Raw genomic sequence first — 20,160 nt, 5'->3', positions numbered from 1 at the left:
ACATCTCTTCTCCCATCTCCCGTCAATTAAATCCCCTGATAAACGATCCCGACCCATTGATCAGGTTTTAGAAAACCATTGCCCCACTCCTCATCCAGATCAGCGGTGGGCTTGGCAGCAACTACTTGCTCTTGTGACAAGCCGTCGTCTTTCATTTTTTTGATGCGCTGGTAGGCGAGCTTGAGCATCTCCCGGTAGTTGCTCAAAGACAGTTTGTTTGAGAGCGGGCCGTGGCCGGGAATGATTTTTGTTTCGTCGTCTGCCACTGCCAGCAGTTCGCCCACAGCTTCGATCATGCCTTTGATGGAGCCGCCACTGTCAGGATCAATAAACGGGTACATACCAGCAAAGTAGATATCACCTGCATGAATCACATTGGCCTTTTGGAAATGCACCCAGGCATCACCATCGGTATGGGCATTCGCCTGATGCTGCAGGCTAAGTTCATCGTTATTCCAGTGCAGGGTCATCGACTCGGCAAAAGTGATCACCGGCAGGGCCGCCTTGGGCTGAGGATCTGACTTCATGTTGAAGGCCTTAACAAACTGCTCTTTGGTCAACCGCTCGCGGACATTGTCATGAGCGACAATGATCGCGCCGGCATTGCCAAAGTGTTCATTCCCGCCAGTGTGGTCGCCGTGCCAGTGAGTGTTGAGCAGGAATCGCGGCGTTTCACCGCCAGCCTGGTGTATCGCCGCCATGATTTTTTCGGTCAGTGGCGCAAACTGGTCATCGATCAGAAAAGTGCCATCCTCACCAATGGATACCCCGAGATTTCCCCCGGAGCCGGTCATCATGTAAATCCCTTCTGCCACCGGAATGGTTTCAATGGTGACGTCAGCAAACTGGTCGTGATGGTCGGCGAACGCCGAACCTGATAACAGCAGTGATAAAGCCCAAACCCGTGTATTCATGATCCTTCCCTTTTAGTCTCAAGAGTTGTTTTCAGGTGTGCTCAGTGTAGTAGATCCATTAATGTGGAAACGGTGATCCAGGTCGAATTCACCCTTCTTTGATTTTGTTGATAAACCGGTTGGCCTCGTCAATGGAACGCTGCATTTCTGCGATCAAGCGATTGACGTCGGCATCGATGCGGGTCAGCTCACCCTTCAGGCTGTCTATCGCTCGCGCATTGAGGTTGTGTTTCAAATAAAGCGTCTGGTCGCGCAGGGTATCCAGTACCGGGTGAACACTTTTCTCTGCCCTGCGCATGCTGGCCAACAACTCTCGATACTGGGTTTTGGTGGCATTTAGCTTGCGCTCACTGTCGCGGCGCAGACGTTCATTTTTGTAGAGCTTCAGCTCCTCTCGCCACTCATCAAACAGATCCTCGGCAACATCCTCCACCGCAGCTATGCGCTCGGCAATTTCCCCTGCCGCCTCTTCACTGTCTTCAAACTCTGCATTCAGTTTGTTGTAAAGTCGCTCCAGGTTGCCACCGTCAAAGTTAACTACAGCACGGTACTGCTCCAGCGCATCTTTGAACTGCTCCTGGGTATCTTCCTGAGCCTCCTGGGTATCCTCTATTCGATCCACCAGAATATCGCGCTTATGAACGCCGACCTTTTCCCAGGCGTTGTAGTAGGCGGTTTCACAACCGGCGAACAGCGCACAGATAGTGATCAGTGCAATGTGTTTTACCTTCAACATTGTTGGCTCCTCAACTCGCGGTGCGCATGGCGCACCCTACGGGTAGATCCTCTCCATTCCCTGGGGGCGGCGTTTGAAACGTTTGTACTCCCACTGGTACTGGGCTGGTGCGGTACGGACGATTTTCTCGATATCCCCATTCAGCGCTGCCAGTGAGACTGAGACATCCGCATCGTAAATGGCCTGATCCGGTTTTTGGTAAAACACCTCAAAGCCGCCAGGCACTCGTACCACATAATTGAGCAGTGCCTGGGCGCCGGAGCGCTGCAACAGTTTACTGAGCAGAGTCATGGTCAGTGCCGACATGCCAAAAAACGGCGCGAACTCGCCACTGTCCAGCGCTGGTTCCTGGTCTGGCAAGATCGCCGCAGTTCCACCGGCGCGCAACGCTTTGATCAGCGCCATGACGCCGCGCTTGTCAGTGGGTACCAAATCTGCACCAAGCTTGCTGCGCGACTCTTTAACAATGTCATCCATCTCCGGGTAGCGGGAAGGTTCGTATAGTGATGTCATTTTGGTCTGGCGACCCACTTCCATTCCAATCACTTCCCAGTTGCCGAGATGCGGAATCACCAGCACCACTCCGCGCTCATCTGCCAGCGCCTGATCCAGCAACTCCTGATTGTGTACCTTCAGCACTTTGCCATGCACCCACTCGGCAGAGCGCTGCATCGTCATCGGTACTTCAAAGAAGGCTTTACCGAGTTCAATCACACTGCGCCGAGCGAGGTCTTTTTGCTCCGCTGCGGACAGTTCCGGAAAGCAGTGCTCAATATTGATTCGGGTAGTTTTGGCTTCACGAATCTGGCACCACCACATCAGGCGACCAAGACCGGAACCAACGGTGCGGGTAACACCCAAAGGCCAGCGGCCAACCCAGCGAAACAGTGCCAACGCCAGTTTTGTTTTCATGCAAACTCTAGTAATCAATAAAGTAATTGGTGATTTTGGCCGGAAGCTTACCGGAATTGGCCATTATGCCCAAGGAATCACTTACTTCCGACACTTGCGCCCCGTATAATGGCCGGTTTCTTACGTATTGGTAACTTTAAGGTTGAACCCGTGGCAAATACCAAGACCTTCCAGGGCCTGATCAGCGCCCTTCAAAACTACTGGAGCGAGCAAGGCTGCGTCATTATGCAGCCACTGGATATGGAAGTGGGTGCCGGCACCTTTCACCCCGCCACCTTTTTGCGCGCTGTCGGTCCAGAATCCTGGAACGCCGCATACGTTCAACCCTGCCGCCGCCCTACCGATGGTCGCTACGGGGAAAACCCCAACCGCCTGCAGCACTACTATCAGTTTCAGGTAGTAATGAAGCCGTCACCAGCCAACATTCAGGAACTGTACCTCGGCTCCCTGAAAGCGATGGGTGTCGACCCCGAGGTTCACGATATCCGTTTTGTGGAAGACAACTGGGAATCCCCCACTCTCGGTGCCTGGGGTCTAGGCTGGGAAGTCTGGCTCAACGGCATGGAAGTGACCCAGTTTACTTACTTCCAGCAAGCCGGCGGCCTTGAGTGCTATCCGGTAACCGGCGAAATCACCTACGGTCTTGAGCGCATCGCCATGTACCTGCAGGGTGTGGACAGCATCTACGACCTGATCTGGACCCATGGACCGGACGGTACACCGGTGACCTACGGTGATATCTTCCACCAGAACGAAGTGGAGATGTCCACTTACAACTTTGAGCAAGCCGACGTGGACTTCCTGTTCCAGCAGTTCGACCACTACGAAAAAGAGAGCGCCAAGCTGGTAGCCGCCGACCTGCCACTGCCAGCCTACGAGATGGTGATGAAGGCCTCGCATATCTTTAACTTGCTCGACGCTCGCCACGCCATTTCGGTGACCGAGCGCCAGGGCTACATTCTGCGTGTGCGCACCCTGTCCCGCGAGGCCGCTACCAGTTACTTCAACAAACGTATGGCGCTGGGCTTTCCATTGGCGCCAAAAGCTCTGGCGGACGAAGTCATCGCTGCCAACAAACCTGCCGAGTCTGGGGAGAAGCAGCAATGAGCGCAAATAAAGAGGTCATGAGCGCAGATTTTCTGGTCGAAATCGGAACCGAAGAGCTGCCGCCCAAATCCCTGCTGCAACTCTCCACAGCATTTCACGACGCGGTAGTCAAAGGTTTAGCCGACGCCCAACTAAGTTTCGAAGGCTCAAAGGCCTATGCCTCTCCACGTCGCTTGGCGGTACTGGTCAGCAGCCTCGCTGAACAGGCGCCCACCCAGGAAATCGTTGCCTGGGGTCCACCCGCCAAGATTGCTTTTGACGCCGAAGGCAAACCCGCCAAGGCCGCCGAAGCCTTTGCTGCAAAGAATGGCATTTCTACAGATGAGCTGAAAGTCGAGAATGACGGCAAACAGGACAAATTGTGCTATCGCGCCAACCAAGAGGGTGCGAAAGCCGCCGATTGTGTAGAAAAAATCATCGATGATGCACTCAAGTCTCTGCCTATTGCCAAGCGCATGCGCTGGGGTGCGGCACGTACTGAGTTTGTGCGCCCGATGCACTGGCTGGTAGTAATTCACGGCGACAATGTCATTGATGCCAATGTGATGGGCATTCAATCCGGCCGCACTACTCGCGGCCACCGCATTCACAGCGCCGGTGACATTACTATCACAGCGCCTGCCAGCTATCTGGAACAACTCAAATCCGGTTATGTTATGGCCGACTTTGCCGAGCGCCGCGAACTGATTCGCCAGCAGGTAGAAGCCGCCGCTAAAGATGCCGGTGGCCACGCGGTAATTGATGCCGATCTTCTGGACGAGGTAACCGCTCTCAACGAATGGCCAACCGCGCTGCTGGGTCGATTCGAGGAACGCTTCCTGGATGTGCCCGCCGAGGCCCTGATCTCCTCCATGAAGGAGCACCAGAAGTATTTCCACGTTCTCGATGACAACGGTAAATTGATGCCTCTGTTTATTACCGTGGCAAATATCGAGTCCAAAGATCCCGCACAAGTTGTTGCCGGTAACGAAAAAGTGATTCGCCCGCGTCTTGCCGATGCCGCCTTCTTCTACGAAACCGACAAAAAGAACTCTCTGGAAAGTCGTCGTAAACAGTTGCAAAAAATCGTCTTCCAGGCGCAATTGGGCACGATCTTCGATAAAACCGAGCGCGTCGCAAAGCTTGCCGAGTGGCTGGCACCGCACGTCAACGCCGAACCGGCTAATGCTCGTCGCGCCGGCGAACTGAGCAAGTCCGATCTGGTATCGGAAATGGTGCTGGAGTTTACCGACCTGCAGGGCCTGATGGGTCGCTACTACGCCCAGCACGATGGCGAGCACGACGAAGTCGCCCAAGCCATGTACGAGCAATACCTGCCGCGCTTTGCCGGTGACAGCCTCCCGACCACAGCTACCGGCACCACCCTGGCTCTCGCCGACCGCATAGATACTCTGGTGGGCATCTTCGGTATCGGCATGACACCGACCGGCTCCAAAGATCCGTTTGCCCTGCGTCGCGCCAGCCTCGGCGTACTGCGCCTGCTGATCGAAAACAAAATCGATTTGGATCTGCGTGACGTACTGACTACCGCAGCCAACCTGTATAGAGATCTGCCGCAAGCCAGCACTGTTGTTAAGCAAGTACTTACTTACATGACAGAACGCTTCCGCGCTATGTATTCCGATCAGGGTATCGCTACCGAAGTGTTTATGGCGGTAGCCGCCAAACAGCTCAGCAACCCGCTGGATATCGACCAGCGTGTGAATGCAGTGCAGAGTTTTACCCTGTTGGAAGAAGCCGCTGCACTGGCTGCTGCCAACAAGCGGGTTTCCAATATCCTGGCCAAGCTGGATGAAAACTACGAGGCCGGGCAGGTGAATGATGTGTTGCTTCAAGAAGCCGCTGAAAAAGCCCTGGCCACTACCTTGAACGAACTGGACAGCACAGTGCGCCCGCAACTTCAGGCACGCGACTACACAGCTGGCATGAAAGCCCTGGCGGCGCTACGCGCTCCGGTGGATACCTTCTTTGACGATGTGATGGTAATGGCCGAAGATGAAGCATTGCGCAACAACAGGATTGCGCTGTTGTCACAACTTCGCAGCCTGTTTTTGGAAGTTGCCGACATTTCACTGCTGGTTCCGGCCAAATAGCAATTTGTCATCCTGAGCACAGCGAAGGATGACAGACTACTGACAAAAGATCGCTCATGACCAAACTAATCATTCTCGACCGCGACGGCGTCATTAACGAAGACTCCGACGCCTACGTAAAATCCGTCGAGGAGTGGATTCCACTACCCGGCAGTATCGAGGCTATCGCCCGGCTGTCTCAGGCGGGCTACCAGATAGCCATTGCCACCAACCAGTCTGGACTGGGGCGAGGCTATTTTCAGCCTGCGGATTTAGAAGCCATGCACAATAAGCTTCTGTCCCTGCTATCCGGTGCTGGCGGAGAACTGGCGGGCATCTTTTTCTGTCCCCATGCACCGGAAGACAACTGTCAGTGCCGCAAGCCACTGCCGGGGCTGGTTGACGATATTGAACAGACGCTTGGCGTGTCGGTTATCGATGCCCCGATTGTCGGCGACAGTCTGCGCGATCTGGAAGCGGGCGTTGCCCGCGGCTGCAAACCGATCCTGGTGCGTACCGGCAAGGGTGAGAAATCCGAAGCCAAACTAAAAGCACACAGTGATCCTCGTATCAGCAATGCGCCGGTATTTGATGATCTGGCCGCCGTGGCCGACTACCTGTTGGCCAACTAGGGCCTGTTGGTACTAATAAAGAGACAAACCATGACCTACCCCAAGCTCAACCCGGTGACCAAAGCCATCTGTGCAATTCGCTCATTGCTGTTTTACATAACCTATGTGCCCTGCATGGCGTTCTTCTCAAGCTGTGGTTTTACCATTGGCCAGTTGGTGCCCTACAAAACCCGTCACGATATCGTCAGCCTCGGTGCCAGCTCCACCAACTTTTGGCTGTGGCTCTGGTGTGGAGTCAGAATCAAGGTGATTGGCAAGGAAAACATTCCCGAGGGTCCCATGGTGATCCTCGCCAAGCACCAGTCCACTTGGGAAACCTACCATCTGCAACGCCTGTTTCGACCGGTGAGCACTATCCTGAAAAAAGAGCTGCTGGACATACCGGTATTTGGCTGGGGCCTCAACAAATTGCACCCGATCGGCATTGACCGCAGCAACCCGCGCGCCGCCATGAAGCAGATCATGACTCAGGGTAAAGAGCGCCTGGCGGAAGGTAACAATGTGGTGATCTACCCGGAAGGCACTCGCGTCGACCCCGGCACCAAGGGCAAGTACGCCCGCAGTGGTGCAGCGCTGGCCATTGAAGCCGGTGTACCCATCGTGCCACTGGCTCATAACGCCGGCCTGCACTGGCCAGGTCGCCGGTTTCTGAAGTTCCCGGGCACCATTACGGTGGTTATCGGTGAGCCAATCAACACCACCGACGGCAATAGCAAGGTATTGACCGAACAGGTGGAACAGTGGATTGAAGCCCAGCAAGCCGAGATCGATCAGCGCTGATTGTCAGCCGCACATCGGTGATCTGTTAACCCGGACACAAACAGGCTGCTACACTCAGTTCAGAATAACGCTTTTGAATGGGGGTAAATTATGGATGACAAAGAGCAGTCTTACACCGGCCCTGACTCCCGCCGCCAGCAGCGTCGTAAAGGGGGTGACCGCCGTCAGGACATTCGCTTTGAACCAGGCAAGGAAGATCGCCGCAAAGGCCCAGGGCGCCGCAAAACTGACGGTGATCTGTGGAGGCAGCACGAAGAGTAAGTGCTTACTAACTTACTCTTGTCTCCCATCATTTCTTAACCTCTGAAAGCGCACTTTCCAGTCTCTCCTCAGCTCCTTACAATGCGCCTTTCTCTACTTGACCGGACTTCTATCCATGGGCGTAATTGCTGCATTGACCGCAGCCCTCTGTTGGGCATTGGCTACTCGAATTTATCGCGGCATGGGTGCCTTCTGGTCGCCGCTTTCACTTACCTTTATTAAAAATTTCATCGCGATTGGCCTGTTTGGATTGGCGATTTTTTTATCCAGTGGTGACTTTGTCAGCGGCTCATCCGAGGCCGTCTGGTGGCTAATACTCAGTGGCGCCATTGGTATTGGCATTGGCGATGTTTCCCTTTTTAAAGCACTAAACACCCTGGGTGAAGCGCGTACCCTGATGGTGGCGGAAACCCTGGCCCCAATACTGGTTGTTGTTATCGCCTGGCTGGCACTGTCTGAGCAGCTCAGTTGGCTACAGCTTTTTGGTGTAGTGGTGATTATTTTTGCTGTGGATATGGTGATCAGCTTTCGCAGTGGTCGCCGAAATAACAGCCTCAACTACAAAGGATTGCTCTGGGCAATGCTAGCGGCTTGCTGCCAAGCGACTGGTGCTGTTATCTCGAGAGCCGTATTTACCAGTTCAGATATCAGCGCCGAAGCCAGCGCCCTGTGGCGCCTTTTGGGCGGGTTATCCCTGGCACTGATTTTACTTATTATTAACAGGCACTCCCTGAAACCCAAAAGCGCCCTGACCAAATACCAATGGGGATCGCTGCTTGCCGCCATTGTGATAGGCACCTTTATCGCCATCTGGGCGCTTCAATTATCCTTTAAATTACTTCCCGCAGGCATCGCCCAGACCCTGATTGTTACCTGTGCGCTAATGGCTGCCTTGATTGCCGCTTTTAAAGGTGAGCGACTGTCACCGAAGCAGTGGTTTGGACTAGTGCTGGGGGTACCCGGTGTGGCTATGCTGGTGCTTTGAACATACTTCGGTAACTACCTTTGTCTCTCTTCATCCCTCACTTTCAATTGTCATCCCCGCGCATGCGGGGATCCACAACCAATGGACTCCCGACTGCGCGAGTGTGACGTAACACTAACAAGCCCTGTTAGTAACCAGCACTTCAATCACCGCCGTCACTTCATCGTCACTCAACTCCCCTGCCGCCGTCATTGAGGTACAAAGGTTGGCTGCAGCTAACCGCTCCGGCGACTTCTGCCTGAACAGATCCAGCGCTCGCCCACCTCCAGCCACCAAATCACGAATCACCAGCGGACTCAGCATTCCCGCATTCTCTAAAACAGGGCACTGCACCACGTTGTGAATGGCTGTAAGCAGCTTAGGACCGATAAATTGTGGTGGCATCGGTCCGGTGGTTTCGGCCAATAGGCGCTCCGCGCTGTCGGCATAAAAATCAAGAAAGGCATTTCCCTGCTGAAACATCAGAAAAGCGTTGTGGACTTTTTTATAGGCTTTTAGCGCCCCACTATCGGCTTTCTGCTGCACCCACACTTCTCGCCCCAATGCATAGGGCAGGTTTGGCAATTGAAACATGGCCGGATTAAAAACCAGAAAATCCGCATCGCACCACAACACCCGGTCATACCCTTGCACCAGAAAGTGCTGCAGCCACTTAAGTCGAGCCAGATCCGTGGCTATCACTTTTAGATGAGCAGTTTTCTCCAGCAAAGCCGCTGGTACCACATCAAAAAATTCGTCACCCATAAACCGATATTCAAAGTCGTTTAGCACGGACCACGAAAGAACGGACTCGATGCAGGCATCCAGCCAAGGGGATGGCAATGGTGTGCGATGAGATTGTAAAACCAGCGTATTAATAGCTTTTTCCTGCTTTAAATAAAGGTTGATAACTAACCTGCTTACCACTTGGAGCGGCGACCACTACAATACCGGTAACTGAACAGGTGATCGAGTGTGCTGTGACTTTTTATGTTGATCTGATTCCGTCTGCCTGGCACTGGTTCTGCTGGCCCGTGCTGATCTTTTCACTATTTTATGCGACGTGGAGCTTTCCGCTTCGTTCGGTGCTGGCTGTGCCACTGCGCCAACACCTGATTTTGGGCTCAGCCATTGCCCTGCTACTTACCTGGAAAATAGCCGCTAACCTCAAAGGGCTGGATTTTGAACTGCACCTGTTTGGCATGACAGCGGTGGTAATGCTGATTGGCAGCGGTCCGGCGCTGATCGCCGGTGCCCTCGCGTTAATACTGCAGACACTGATCTCTACCGCCATCGGCTGGGCAGCCTTTGCGGTGAATTTTGTCATCGGTGTTTTATTACCCACCGCAATTAGCGCTGCCTGCATTGGACTGATTTCCCGTCTGCCGCAAAAAAACCTGTTTGCCTATATGCTTGGGGCCGGTTTTGCCGGTGCGATTGCCACCCGGCTGGTCACTACACTGCTGATCTACCTTTTGTGGCACAACTCTGGGGATATCTCTCTGGCCGATACCGCGGACGTCTACTTGCCATGGATGCTGTTAATCTCCTTCCCGGAAGGTTTTGTAAACGGGATGGTAATTACTGCAATAACCGTCTATTTACCCCACTGGATGCGAAGCTTTGACGAGCAACGCTACTTAGGCAAGTAATAATTCGAACTCTGCACCGGTTTACTTGGTCCTAAATGGGTACTGTTTACATCGTTTTGAATCAATACTGAAAGAAAGGACACAGCTATGAAACTTTGGAAATCAATTCCGTTAATCGCCTCACTGTTCGCTACCGCAACTGTTTCAGCAGGTACAGAAGATCTTCTGGATGTAGATATTCGCCCACTACTTGGCAAAGAAACAGTCAACCTGAAGCAGACCTATCAGGGCAAAGTACTGCTGATTGTAAACGTCGCCAGTAAATGTGGTTTTACCAAGCAGTACGAAGGGCTGGAAAACATCTACCAGAAATACCACGACCAGGGGTTTGAAGTACTTGGCTTTCCCTGCAACCAGTTCCTGGGACAGGAGCCGGGTACCGAAGCAGAGATTCAGCAATTTTGCGAATCCACCTACGGGGTCAAATTCCCGATGTTTGAAAAGATTGATGTGAAAGGCGACGATGCCCACCCTCTTTACAAAACCCTCGCCGCTGAAGGTGAAGGCGCCCCTAAATGGAATTTCACCAAGTATCTGGTCGGCAAGGATGGCAAACTGATCGCCCAATTCGGTAGTCGGGTAAAACCGGAAAGCGATGAGATGATTAAAGCAATTGAAGCTGCTTTAGCGGTAAATTAATTCTTATCACCGTCATCCTGATCATTACCTTTGTCATCCTGAGCGCAGCGAAGGACCTCATACCCTAAATTAACAGAGAGATCCTTCCCTGCTCACAGGGTGACAATTTTAATCCTAATCGTATAAACGATTCACAAAAGCATCCACATTAAACTGGATATCATCCTCACCGATCTGGTCAAACGGATTTTCCAGATGACTCTGGATATTCGCCAAGCTCACTAATACCAGTGAAAACAAAACCGGCATTGCATAGGTAACATAGTGTGAGTAATTGGCTGCTTCTGCGGCGAAATAGGGACCGTAAATAATAGGCAGCAAACTGATAAAAACCGCACTGAATGTACGCAGGGTTTTTGGGGTTCGGTACTGATAGATGTGCTTGATATTTTCAAATGCAAAAAACATTTTGCTCATATATTGGTTGCAGCGGGACACTTCTCCGCTGGCCAAACCGTTACCACGCAACTCTTCTTTTACAAATCTGGATAAATCTGAAAAGGCTTTATATACAGCCTCTTCGTTGACTCTAAGGTTTTTGTCTTTATCCGAGAGCAAGTCTCGAGTGGTTACCAGAACCCTCTCCAGATGATCACGGGCATGACTCAATATTTCCGGGGTCGGGTTTTCAAGCCAATCGCGTGCAGCAAAAAAGATAGCCCGACCATGGGACTTGATTGAGCTGTATTCGGTCAAGGCACGTTCACGGCGTTTGTAGGCACCGTTAATCGAAAACACCACAGGGAATACTACCGCTGTCGCCACTAATGTAAGTGGGAATTCTGCAGTGATATTATTTTTAATACAGAACCAGGTCGCCAGAACGGAAGTTCCGGTAACCAGCAAAGTCCTGAGATTGATAATTTTCCACAGGCTAATCACGACTTCTCTCTCTTTCTTGTTTCAGAATTGCTGTTTTCTCAACCTTTGATAAAAAAGGTTGTTTATATATTCCGCACACTCAAGATCCATATCACGAATCGTAGTGACTTTTTTATCAGTGCGAATAAACAGTTCCGGCTTCCTGGGTTTATTGTGACGCCTTACTTCGGTGCCACCAATTTTAATGTTATTGTTTCCACGGCTAGCAGTGCTCTCTCTAACACCAAAATCCTCAATTTCAGAAAGCTTGAAAGAAGTTTTTTTACTTGGCTTTCCGTACTGGTAAGTCTCGTGAATAAACTCACGAGAACCAAAAGTAAAACCGTGCCTGGTAAATGCATAGCCGATAGATACCTTGATAATAAATCCACCAATCAAGGTAAAAACTGCCCCCGTGATTACAGCAGCAGTCATCGATCCTGATTTTTGTATGTTCCAGCCCAATGCCTGATCCAGATCCAGGCCGATTAACATAGCGGCAATACCCATCAGAAAAAATGGCAAGCCAAACAAGGTACCGATCACACTGATCGCATTTAAACCAGGCTCTCTGGTCCAGTAACTGATTCCACGACTTGATGCCTTATATTCCAAACCAGCTGGAGGAGAAATATCCGAAACAACATCAAAAACCTTTTCCTGTACCTGCTCACTTACAGACTGATCCAGTTGATCCCAGTTTCGGGAAACCACAGATTCACCAGTGTGATCAAAAGTCGGGATTCGCAACTGCTTGGCACGCTTTTCAAAATAGGCCCGCCCCTGTTGTTCATCCTTGCTCTCAAAAAGGGTAATAGCACGTTTAAGTTCTTTCAGCTTAAGGCCGGTTCGCCACACCAGATATTTGGTATTGCTTTTACCACCACTGGACTGCCACTTTTTTTCGTAAAACAATCCCTCAAGCTGATCAAAAGAGCCGTTGTATTTATTTGGATTTGGCCAATAGCCTTTGATAACCTCGAAGCGACGCTGAGTCAAAAACAGTTTTACTTCCAGACGATAAAACGCCACACCCAACCCGATAAGCGCAAACATGCCACCTACCACATAAGCTACCCAGACAGGGCCATTGCTTTCAATATTGGTCTGGGGGAGGTAACAGAGGCCGGCCCCCATCAGGGCGAAAATCCAACCAAGAACGTGATTTTGTTTTAGGTGAACCAGGCTACTATTGTCATGCTTAATACCAAGAGAGGACATTATTAATCCTTAATTTTTTCTTTACTTATGAAATCTTGATTATCAGAAATGTGTATTCCATATACAGCATGATCCACTATTCGATCATCAATCTTTTCCGCATTGGTTATCACGCCTTCCAGCTTTGCGCCCAGTCGCTCACAAACTTTTCGACTTCTGGTGTTTCCCTCGGCAGCGTGTATTTGCACCTTCTCAAGATTTAAGTCTTCAAATGCATATTTGACCAATCGCTTACTTACTTTGTTGATTATTCCCTTACCTTGACACTCCAGCGCCAACCAATAGCCTAACTCTGCTTTCTTCAAATCCCGATTTATTCGGTGAAGACTGGTAATGCCAATAACATTTCCCTGATATTCAATAGCACATACAATCGAGACACCTTCCGAAAACTCAACAATAGCTTGCTTTATAAATTTTCGGATAGGCTCAGGAGAATCAGTATTAGAAACCCATGGAAACCATTTACCCAGATGATCACGATTGCTATCTACTATTTCAAATAATCTATCAGCTAAAGAGTCTTGTATAAAAATAAGATTAATTTCTGTATTAACTTTTAATCGAAACACTTTTCGCTCTCTTTTATTAGTAAACCAAACTCAAAACATCCATTACTTAGTAATTTTTATTAGCCTACTAAACTTTTTGAAAAACTATTCTTTATTTATTAAAAAATCTCTTATATCTCTAAAAGTTTTTAATCTTCTTATACAGATTAAACCTTACAGCTCAACTTGCTAAGAGTTAGCTTAACTATCTAAGTGAGAACTTTTGATTTTTTCCTTACTTTTTCCTGTTAAATTGGACTCAATAACATCTGGCAAGTTTTTTCAGATTTAACGTAACTTTATGGATGCCACCTTTTATTTATTTATTTAATTAATTAACCATTTATCTGTTGTTCATAAATTCCCAACAAATAAAAAGGCCACCCTACTGGGTGGCCTTCTAGATTCGCCACCATCCATGGCAAGCTATTTAGGTCCGCTATCCATCGCTACTTTATTCAACCTTTACACATCCAGGTTAGTAACCGCTAACGCATTGGTTTCAATAAAGTCCCTGCGCGGTTCTACCTGATCACCCATCAGGCAGGTAAACATCTGATCGGCGGCGATGGCGTCTTCGATGGTGACCTGTAGCAGGCGACGGTTTTCTTTGTCCATGGTGGTTTCCCAGAGCTGTTCCGGGTTCATTTCACCCAGACCTTTATAGCGCTGAATGTTGTAACCGCGGCTGGACTCTTTCATCAACCAGGTCAGGGCATTGTCAAAGCTGCTGATTTCCTGTGTGCGTTCACCGCGTTTGATGTAAGCCCCGTCCTCCAGCAAGCCTTGCAGCTTGGTGCCCAGATCTACAATCGCTGCATACTCGGCAGAGATGATGAAATCCTGGGTGATCCGGTAGGTGTGAGGTACACCGTGGGCAACGATTTCAATGGTCGGGATAAACAGGTGGCGCTCTGTATCTTTGACTGCTTCCACGCGGTAACGGTGGCTACCTGCACTGTTGTCTACGCCAAGGGTCTCTGCCAACTTCTGACACCATGCCGCGATTGAGTCGCCATCCTTCAACATCTCCTCAGAAATGGTCGGCAAATCAACCATTGCATGGAGCACTTCTTCCGGTAACACGCGAGACATGCGGTCGATAATGTTCATAACGCGACGGAAGTCGTTAACCATGGTTTCCAGTGCGGTACCGGAAATACCTGGCGCATCAGTGTTTACATGCAGGCTGGCGCCGTCCAGAGCAGAGTTGGTGAGAAATCCCTGCAATGCCGCTTCATCCTTCAGATATTGTTCCTGCTTGCCTTTAGTCACCTTATAGAGTGGTGGTTGGGCAATATAGATATAGCCGCGCTCAATCAATTCGCGCATTTGACGGAAGAAGAAGGTCAGCAGCAGAGTTCGAATGTGGGAACCGTCCACGTCGGCATCCGTCATGATAACGATGTTGTGGTATCTGATCTTTTCCGGATTGAAATCATGGTTACCAATACCGCAACCCAGCGCGGTGATCAGGGTGCCCACCTCGGCGCTGGAGAGCATTTTGTCAAAACGGGCTTTTTCAACGTTCAGGATCTTACCTTTCAACGGCAAAATCGCCTGTGTACGACGGTCACGGCCTTGTTTGGCCGATCCACCGGCGGAGTCACCCTCCACCAGGTACAGTTCGGAGAGTGCCGGGTCTTTTTCCTGACAGTCGGCCAGTTTACCGGGCAGGCCGGCAATATCCAGCGCGCCTTTACGGCGGGTCATTTCGCGGGCTTTGCGGGCAGCATCGCGGGCACGGGCGGCTTCGATCATCTTGGTAACAACCGACTTGGCTTCCGCCGGGTTTTCCAGCAGATAATCGGAGAATTTCTCACCCATCTCCTGCTCTACCGCAGTTTTCACCTCAGAGCTGACCAGTTTGTCCTTGGTCTGGGAGCTGAACTTCGGGTCTGGAACTTTCACGGAGATAATGGCAGTGAGGCCTTCACGAGCGTCATCACCGGTTGTGGCTACCTTGCTCTTGGCACCCAAACCTTCCTTCTCAATGTAGTTGTTCAGTCCCCGGGTCAGCGCAGCGCGGAAGCCCGCCAAGTGGGTGCCACCATCGCGCTGGGGAATATTATTGGTATAGCAGTAGACGTTTTCCTGGAAGCTGTCATTCCACTGCAGTGCCACCTCAACACCAATGCCGTCTTCGCGTTGGTTGTTGAAATGGAACACTTCATTGATCTGGTTCTTGTTCTTGTTGAGATAGCCCACAAACGCACTCAGGCCGCCCTCATACTGATATACCTCTTCCTTACCGCTGCGCTCGTCTTTTAGCACAATGCGGACGCCGGAGTTCAGGAAGGAGAGCTCACGCAGGCGCTTGGCGAGGATGTCGTAGTGGAAATTGATGTTGCTGAAGGTGTCTTCCGAGGCCCAGAACTGCACTTCGGTACCGGAATCAGAGGTTTCACCAATCACTTTCAGCGGCTCATCAGGGACACCGTGGCGGTAGATCTGCTCATGTACCTGACCTTTGCGACGGATAGTCAGGCGCAGTTTCTTTGACAGGGCATTTACAACTGAAACACCCACGCCGTGCAGACCACCGGATACTTTGTAGCTGTTATCGTCAAACTTACCGCCTGCGTGCAGTACGGTCATGATCACTTCAGCTGCGGATACACCTTCTTCGTGAACATCGGTGGGAATACCACGGCCGTTGTCAGATACGGTGATGGATTCATCGGGGTGAATAACCACGCGAATCTCGGAGCAGTGGCCGGCCAGTGCCTCATCAATAGAGTTATCGACAATTTCAAACACCATATGGTGCAAACCGGTGCCGTCGTCAGTATCACCGATATACATGCCCGGGCGCTTGCGAACTGCATCCAAACCTTTCAATACCTTAATACTGTCGGAGCCGTATTCCTGTTCTTCACTCATCTGTAGACCTTCCAAGTGTTCCATATCGCACTGCGTGGGCTGAATGCCTCGCTTGCGTCGTACTGATTGGCCCTTACGGGCTTGTTATTGAGCGCATTCCTCGCTCTTTATGGCTGAAGTTGGCAACACCTTTGGTTTGTTTTACTGTGGTGTTACCACACCGTGTTCCACGTGGAACATGGCAACTTCCCCCTCATTTGGCCAGGACGCCCGAAGGTCATCCTGGAAGACACCGGTGATAAACACCTGCGCCCCTAATTCCTGTAGCAATTGGCCCACCCTGCGGCGATGTTCAGCATCCAGTTCGGATGGCAAATCATCCAACAGATAGACACATTGCTTACCAGTTGTCTGGTGGTAGAGATAGCCCTGCGCAATTCGCATGGCACAGACTACTGTTTTTATCTGCCCTCGGGACAACACTTCACTGGCTGATCGCCCGTTGGCCTTTATTCTCAGGTCAGCACGGTGAGCACCGTAATTACTGGTGCGGGTTCGCTGATCCCGCTCTATTCCAGCCTTCAACACATCCAGCAATGGTGTCTGGTGGTCCCATCCCGGCTGGTAGCCAAAGCTGATCCCCGGCACATCACTGAGTTGTGCGAGCACCTGCTCGAAAACCGGCTTAAAGGCCCCTAAATAACGCTTTCTGGCCTCATGAACCTGCTCACCAAGCCTAGCGAATTCCGAGTCCCACAAGGCCAATTCAGAGCCATCTATTCTATCACGTCGCAGCAGGGAGTTGCGGTGTTTTAGGCAGCGTTGATAGGCTTTCCACAGTGCCGGATAGGTATGTTCCACGTGGAACACACCCCAATCGAGAAACTGCCTCCGATTAAGCGGACCACCCTCCAACAAGCCAAAACTGTCGCTGTTGAGCAGCTGTAATGGCAACTCTTCCACCAACTCAGAAGCGGAAGCCACTGGAGTACCATCCACCTTGAAGCGAAACTCTCCTTTACTTGTGCGCTGCACACCTACAGGAATATCGCGCTTATCCTCTGGCGCATGCAGCACCCCAAACACAACACAGTCGCCCGCTTCATGTTGTATGACACTGCGAATATTGCGACTGCGAAAAGAACGGCCCCGCCCTAGTAGATAGATAGATTCAAGAAGGGATGTTTTGCCACTGCCGTTTATTCCATAGAACAGATTTGCGGAAGGGCAAAAAGAAAGCTGGACGTGTTCCAGGTTTCGTAACCTGTGCACGTCCAGCTTTTTGATATACATAGACTGACTAACTTAGTAAGACGCTGGATTGCTTCGTTGCACTCATAATGACAAGTACTGGGCGAAGCAATCACTCATGCCTTTAGAGGCGCATCGGCATTACAACGTATACGCTGTCTTTGTTCTGGCTGTCTGTAACCAGCGCCGAGCTGTTAGCATCAGACAGGGTAATCTGGGTAGACTCACCAGGCAGTACATTCAGAACATCCAGCAAGTAGCTGACGTTAAAGCCAATCTCCAGGCCTTCGCCCTGATAATTAACTGCGATTTCTTCTTCCGCCTCTTCCTGTTCCGGGTTGTTGGCCACGATCTTGAGCTGATTATCACTCAAAGTCAGGCGCACACCACGGTATTTCTCGTTGGAGAGAATAGCAGCACGGGAGAAGGCTTGACGCATTTCAGCGCGGTCACCAATCACCTCTTTGTTACCACCGCGTGGCAGTACACGTTCGTAGTCTGGGTAAGAGCCGTCTACCAACTTGGAGGTGAAGCGGAAGTCAGAGCCCAGAACCCGAATATGGTTATTGCCCAATACAACCGCGATATCACCATCTTCTGCCAACAGGCGGGACAGCTCCATCACACCTTTGCGGGGAATGATGGCAGAAATCTTTTCATCAACATTGATCGCCAGCGAACGGGTGGACATTGCCAGACGGTGACCATCGGTAGCAACCGCTCTCAATTGCCCCTGGCTGGCCTCCCACAACATACCGTTCAGGTAGTAGCGCACGTCTTGTTGCGCCATAGCAAAAGCGGTGCTGTTAATCAGGTATTTAAGTTCCGGCTGGGCGATATTGAACTCCAGTCGACCCGGGCCTTCATCCACATTAGGGAAGTCACTGGCAGGCAAGGTAGACAGGGTGAATCGGCTGCGGCCGCTTTTAACTACCACCCGACCATCTTTTTCCGAGAAGTCGATAATTGCGTTGTCAGGCAAAGAGCGCACGATATCCATCAGCTTTCGCGCCGGAACAGTCAATTCACCACCCTCGCCCGCTTGCTCCAGCTCGACATGGCCGACAATTTCAACTTCCAGGTCGGTACCGGTCAGGGAGAGACGATTATTGTCCAGCACCATCAGCACATTGGACAGAATCGGCAGAGTCTGGCGACGTTCCACCACACCCAAAACCAATTGCAGAGGTTTGAGAAGCGTTTCGCGAGATACGGTAAATTTCATGGCGTTCTTCTTTATATATAGTCAGTTGTGAATTCTGTTTATTGTCTTGATTTCTAACTTCAACAGCTGTTTTTTATTATGCTGCCCCGATATCACAATCAGGTAGACAGGGAGCGGCGAAGGTTTTTCAAATCTTCCTTAACGTCCCTATCCAGCTCTTCCAGCTCTTTCACCTTGCGGCAAGCGTGAAGTACTGTAGTGTGGTCACGACCACTGAATGCTTCACCAATTTCCGGCAGGCTGTGGTTAGTGAGCTCTTTGGCGAGAGCCATGGCCACCTGTCTTGGACGCGCCACAGAGCGGCTGCGACGCTTGGATAACAGGTCGGACATTTTGAGTTTGTAGTACTCGGCAACCACCCGCTGAATATTGTCTATAGTAACCAGCTTATCCTGCAGCGCCAACAGGTCTTTGAGAGATTCCCTGATCAACTCGATGTCGATTGGACGCCCCGTGAAGTGAGCGCTCGCTATCACTCTTTTCAGTGCACCCTCTAACTCTCGCACATTTGAACGCACTCTTTGTGCAAGGAAAAAGGCCGCCTCAGAGGGTAATTTCATTTTTGCCTGATCTGCTTTTTTCATCAAAATCGCAACACGGGTTTCCAGCTCAGGTGGCTCAACTGCCACAGTGAGCCCCCAGCCAAAGCGGGACTTAAGCCGCTCCTCTACTCCGTCGATCTCTTTCGGGTAGCGGTCACAGGTGAGAATCATCTGCTGACCACCTTCCAACAGCGCATTGAACGTGTGGAAGAACTCCTCCTGGGAGCGCTCCTTACCGGCAAAAAATTGAATATCGTCAATCAGCAGGGCATCAACTGAGCGGTAGAAGCGCTTGAAATCGTTAATAGCGTTGAGTTGCAATGCCTTCACCATATCCGCTACAAATCGCTCGGAATGAAGGTAAATAACCTTGGCATTGGCTTTTTGTTGGCGCAAGGCATTACCCACGGCGTGCATCAAGTGGGTTTTACCAAGGCCAACTCCACCGTAAATGAACAGCGGGTTATAGGAGCCACCGGGATTTTCAGCAACCTGACGAGCAGCGGCCAGAGCCAACTGGTTCGATTTACCTTCCACAAACGAGTCGAATGTAAAGGTAGCGTTGAGATTACTCTGGTGACGCAAGCCACCTTCCACCTCGGCAACCTGCTCGGGTGTTGGTGTAACAATAGTGCTGGAGGGAACTTCAATTCTCGGCTGTGGAGTTGAAACCATTTGAGTCTCAACTCTTAATGTTTGGGCTGGTGCCTGGCTGGCTGACTCTTTTTTGGCAGGCATAGTGACGGCCGGTTTTGAAAATGCCGGCTGCCTGACATTACGGGATTCAACCACAACATCAAAACTGTCATCTGCCAATTGGCCGATGAGCTCGTGGATACGGTTGAGAAACTTGTCGGAGACCCAGTCCTGAACGAATCGGTTGGGAGCGATCAATCGAATCGCTTCATCATCAGTTGACTCTTCAATCTGCAGTGGTCGAATCCAGGTGTTGAACTGCTGATCTGGCAACTCATCTCTTAAGTAGCCGAGACATTTATCCCAAAGTGCCTGAGACAA

Annotated in this window: 19 protein-coding genes; 8 read left to right on the top strand and 11 right to left on the bottom strand. The window is 50.9% G+C overall.

What is annotated here, in order from left to right; all coding sequences use genetic code 11:
- Window positions 1-26: 26 nt before the first annotated feature.
- The 3 genes from QP938_00095 to QP938_00085 form a co-directional block, all read right to left on the bottom strand.
- Window positions 27-914 carry an MBL fold metallo-hydrolase gene (locus QP938_00095; GenBank protein ID WIO74338.1) on the bottom strand — a complete coding sequence of 296 codons (888 nt, stop codon included), beginning with the start codon at window positions 912-914 and terminating at the stop codon, window positions 27-29.
- Window positions 915-1,002: 88 nt separating this feature from the next.
- A complete protein-coding gene (locus QP938_00090) occupies window positions 1,003-1,650 on the bottom strand; it encodes a DUF2959 domain-containing protein (protein ID WIO74337.1) in 648 nt (215 codons plus the stop codon).
- A 36-nt stretch (window positions 1,651-1,686) separates the two neighbouring features.
- A complete protein-coding gene (locus QP938_00085) occupies window positions 1,687-2,580 on the bottom strand; it encodes a lysophospholipid acyltransferase family protein (GenBank protein ID WIO74336.1) in 894 nt (297 codons plus the stop codon).
- A gap of 132 nt (window positions 2,581-2,712) precedes the next feature.
- Here QP938_00085 and glyQ point away from each other — a divergent pair, with 132 nt between their 5' ends.
- The 6 genes from glyQ (at window position 2,713) to QP938_00055 (ending at window position 8,399) form a co-directional block, all read left to right on the top strand.
- Complete coding sequence (gene glyQ / locus QP938_00080; GenBank protein WIO74335.1) at window positions 2,713-3,669, top strand: glycine--tRNA ligase subunit alpha; 957 nt, start codon at window positions 2,713-2,715, stop codon at window positions 3,667-3,669.
- 17 nt (window positions 3,670-3,686) lie between these two features.
- A complete protein-coding gene (gene glyS / locus QP938_00075; protein WIO75674.1) occupies window positions 3,687-5,762 on the top strand; it encodes a glycine--tRNA ligase subunit beta in 2,076 nt (691 codons plus the stop codon).
- 56 nt (window positions 5,763-5,818) lie between these two features.
- Window positions 5,819-6,373: a D-glycero-beta-D-manno-heptose 1,7-bisphosphate 7-phosphatase gene (gene gmhB / locus QP938_00070; protein ID WIO74334.1), complete on the top strand. Its 555-nt coding sequence runs from the start codon at window positions 5,819-5,821 to the stop codon at window positions 6,371-6,373.
- A 30-nt stretch (window positions 6,374-6,403) separates the two neighbouring features.
- Window positions 6,404-7,153, top strand: coding sequence for a lysophospholipid acyltransferase family protein (locus QP938_00065; GenBank protein WIO74333.1), 750 nt, complete (start codon window positions 6,404-6,406; stop codon window positions 7,151-7,153).
- A gap of 90 nt (window positions 7,154-7,243) precedes the next feature.
- Entirely contained in the window at window positions 7,244-7,414 is a 171-nt protein-coding gene (locus tag QP938_00060) for a hypothetical protein (GenBank protein ID WIO74332.1), read from the top strand.
- Window positions 7,415-7,529: 115 nt separating this feature from the next.
- Window positions 7,530-8,399 (top strand): DMT family transporter, encoded by an 870-nt coding sequence (locus tag QP938_00055; protein ID WIO74331.1) that lies wholly within the window; start codon window positions 7,530-7,532, stop codon window positions 8,397-8,399.
- Between the two features lie 114 nt (window positions 8,400-8,513).
- Here QP938_00055 and QP938_00050 read toward each other — a convergent pair whose 3' ends face one another.
- Complete coding sequence (locus QP938_00050) at window positions 8,514-9,143, bottom strand: hypothetical protein (GenBank protein ID WIO74330.1); 630 nt, start codon at window positions 9,141-9,143, stop codon at window positions 8,514-8,516.
- Window positions 9,144-9,358: 215 nt separating this feature from the next.
- Here QP938_00050 and QP938_00045 point away from each other — a divergent pair, with 215 nt between their 5' ends.
- Window positions 9,359-10,030: an energy-coupling factor ABC transporter permease gene (locus QP938_00045; protein ID WIO74329.1), complete on the top strand. Its 672-nt coding sequence runs from the start codon at window positions 9,359-9,361 to the stop codon at window positions 10,028-10,030.
- Between the two features lie 87 nt (window positions 10,031-10,117).
- Complete coding sequence (locus QP938_00040; protein ID WIO74328.1) at window positions 10,118-10,669, top strand: glutathione peroxidase; 552 nt, start codon at window positions 10,118-10,120, stop codon at window positions 10,667-10,669.
- A gap of 114 nt (window positions 10,670-10,783) precedes the next feature.
- On the opposite strand, the gene QP938_00035 is transcribed toward QP938_00040, so the two are convergent.
- From QP938_00035 to dnaA, 7 genes are all read right to left on the bottom strand, one after another.
- Window positions 10,784-11,551, bottom strand: a complete 768-nt coding sequence (locus tag QP938_00035) for a hypothetical protein (protein ID WIO74327.1) — start codon at window positions 11,549-11,551, stop codon at window positions 10,784-10,786.
- A gap of 21 nt (window positions 11,552-11,572) precedes the next feature.
- Complete coding sequence (locus QP938_00030; GenBank protein WIO74326.1) at window positions 11,573-12,751, bottom strand: hypothetical protein; 1,179 nt, start codon at window positions 12,749-12,751, stop codon at window positions 11,573-11,575.
- A gap of 2 nt (window positions 12,752-12,753) precedes the next feature.
- Complete coding sequence (locus QP938_00025; GenBank protein ID WIO74325.1) at window positions 12,754-13,323, bottom strand: GNAT family protein; 570 nt, start codon at window positions 13,321-13,323, stop codon at window positions 12,754-12,756.
- Between the two features lie 444 nt (window positions 13,324-13,767).
- Window positions 13,768-16,185 carry a DNA topoisomerase (ATP-hydrolyzing) subunit B gene (gyrB, locus tag QP938_00020; GenBank protein WIO74324.1) on the bottom strand — a complete coding sequence of 806 codons (2,418 nt, stop codon included), beginning with the start codon at window positions 16,183-16,185 and terminating at the stop codon, window positions 13,768-13,770.
- A gap of 141 nt (window positions 16,186-16,326) precedes the next feature.
- Entirely contained in the window at window positions 16,327-17,418 is a 1,092-nt protein-coding gene (gene recF, locus QP938_00015; GenBank protein WIO74323.1) for a DNA replication/repair protein RecF, read from the bottom strand.
- An 82-nt stretch (window positions 17,419-17,500) separates the two neighbouring features.
- Window positions 17,501-18,601 carry a DNA polymerase III subunit beta gene (dnaN, locus tag QP938_00010; GenBank protein ID WIO74322.1) on the bottom strand — a complete coding sequence of 367 codons (1,101 nt, stop codon included), beginning with the start codon at window positions 18,599-18,601 and terminating at the stop codon, window positions 17,501-17,503.
- 98 nt (window positions 18,602-18,699) lie between these two features.
- The gene (dnaA, locus tag QP938_00005; protein ID WIO74321.1) at window positions 18,700-20,160 is read right to left on the bottom strand and encodes a chromosomal replication initiator protein DnaA; all 1,461 of its coding nucleotides are present in this window, start codon (window positions 20,158-20,160) and stop codon (window positions 18,700-18,702) included.

It is taken from the genome of Porticoccaceae bacterium LTM1 (assembly GCA_030252795.1).
In the GTDB taxonomy this organism is placed as follows: domain Bacteria; phylum Pseudomonadota; class Gammaproteobacteria; order Pseudomonadales; family Porticoccaceae; genus SCSIO-12696.
This window is presented reverse-complemented; position numbering and strand designations above follow the sequence as displayed.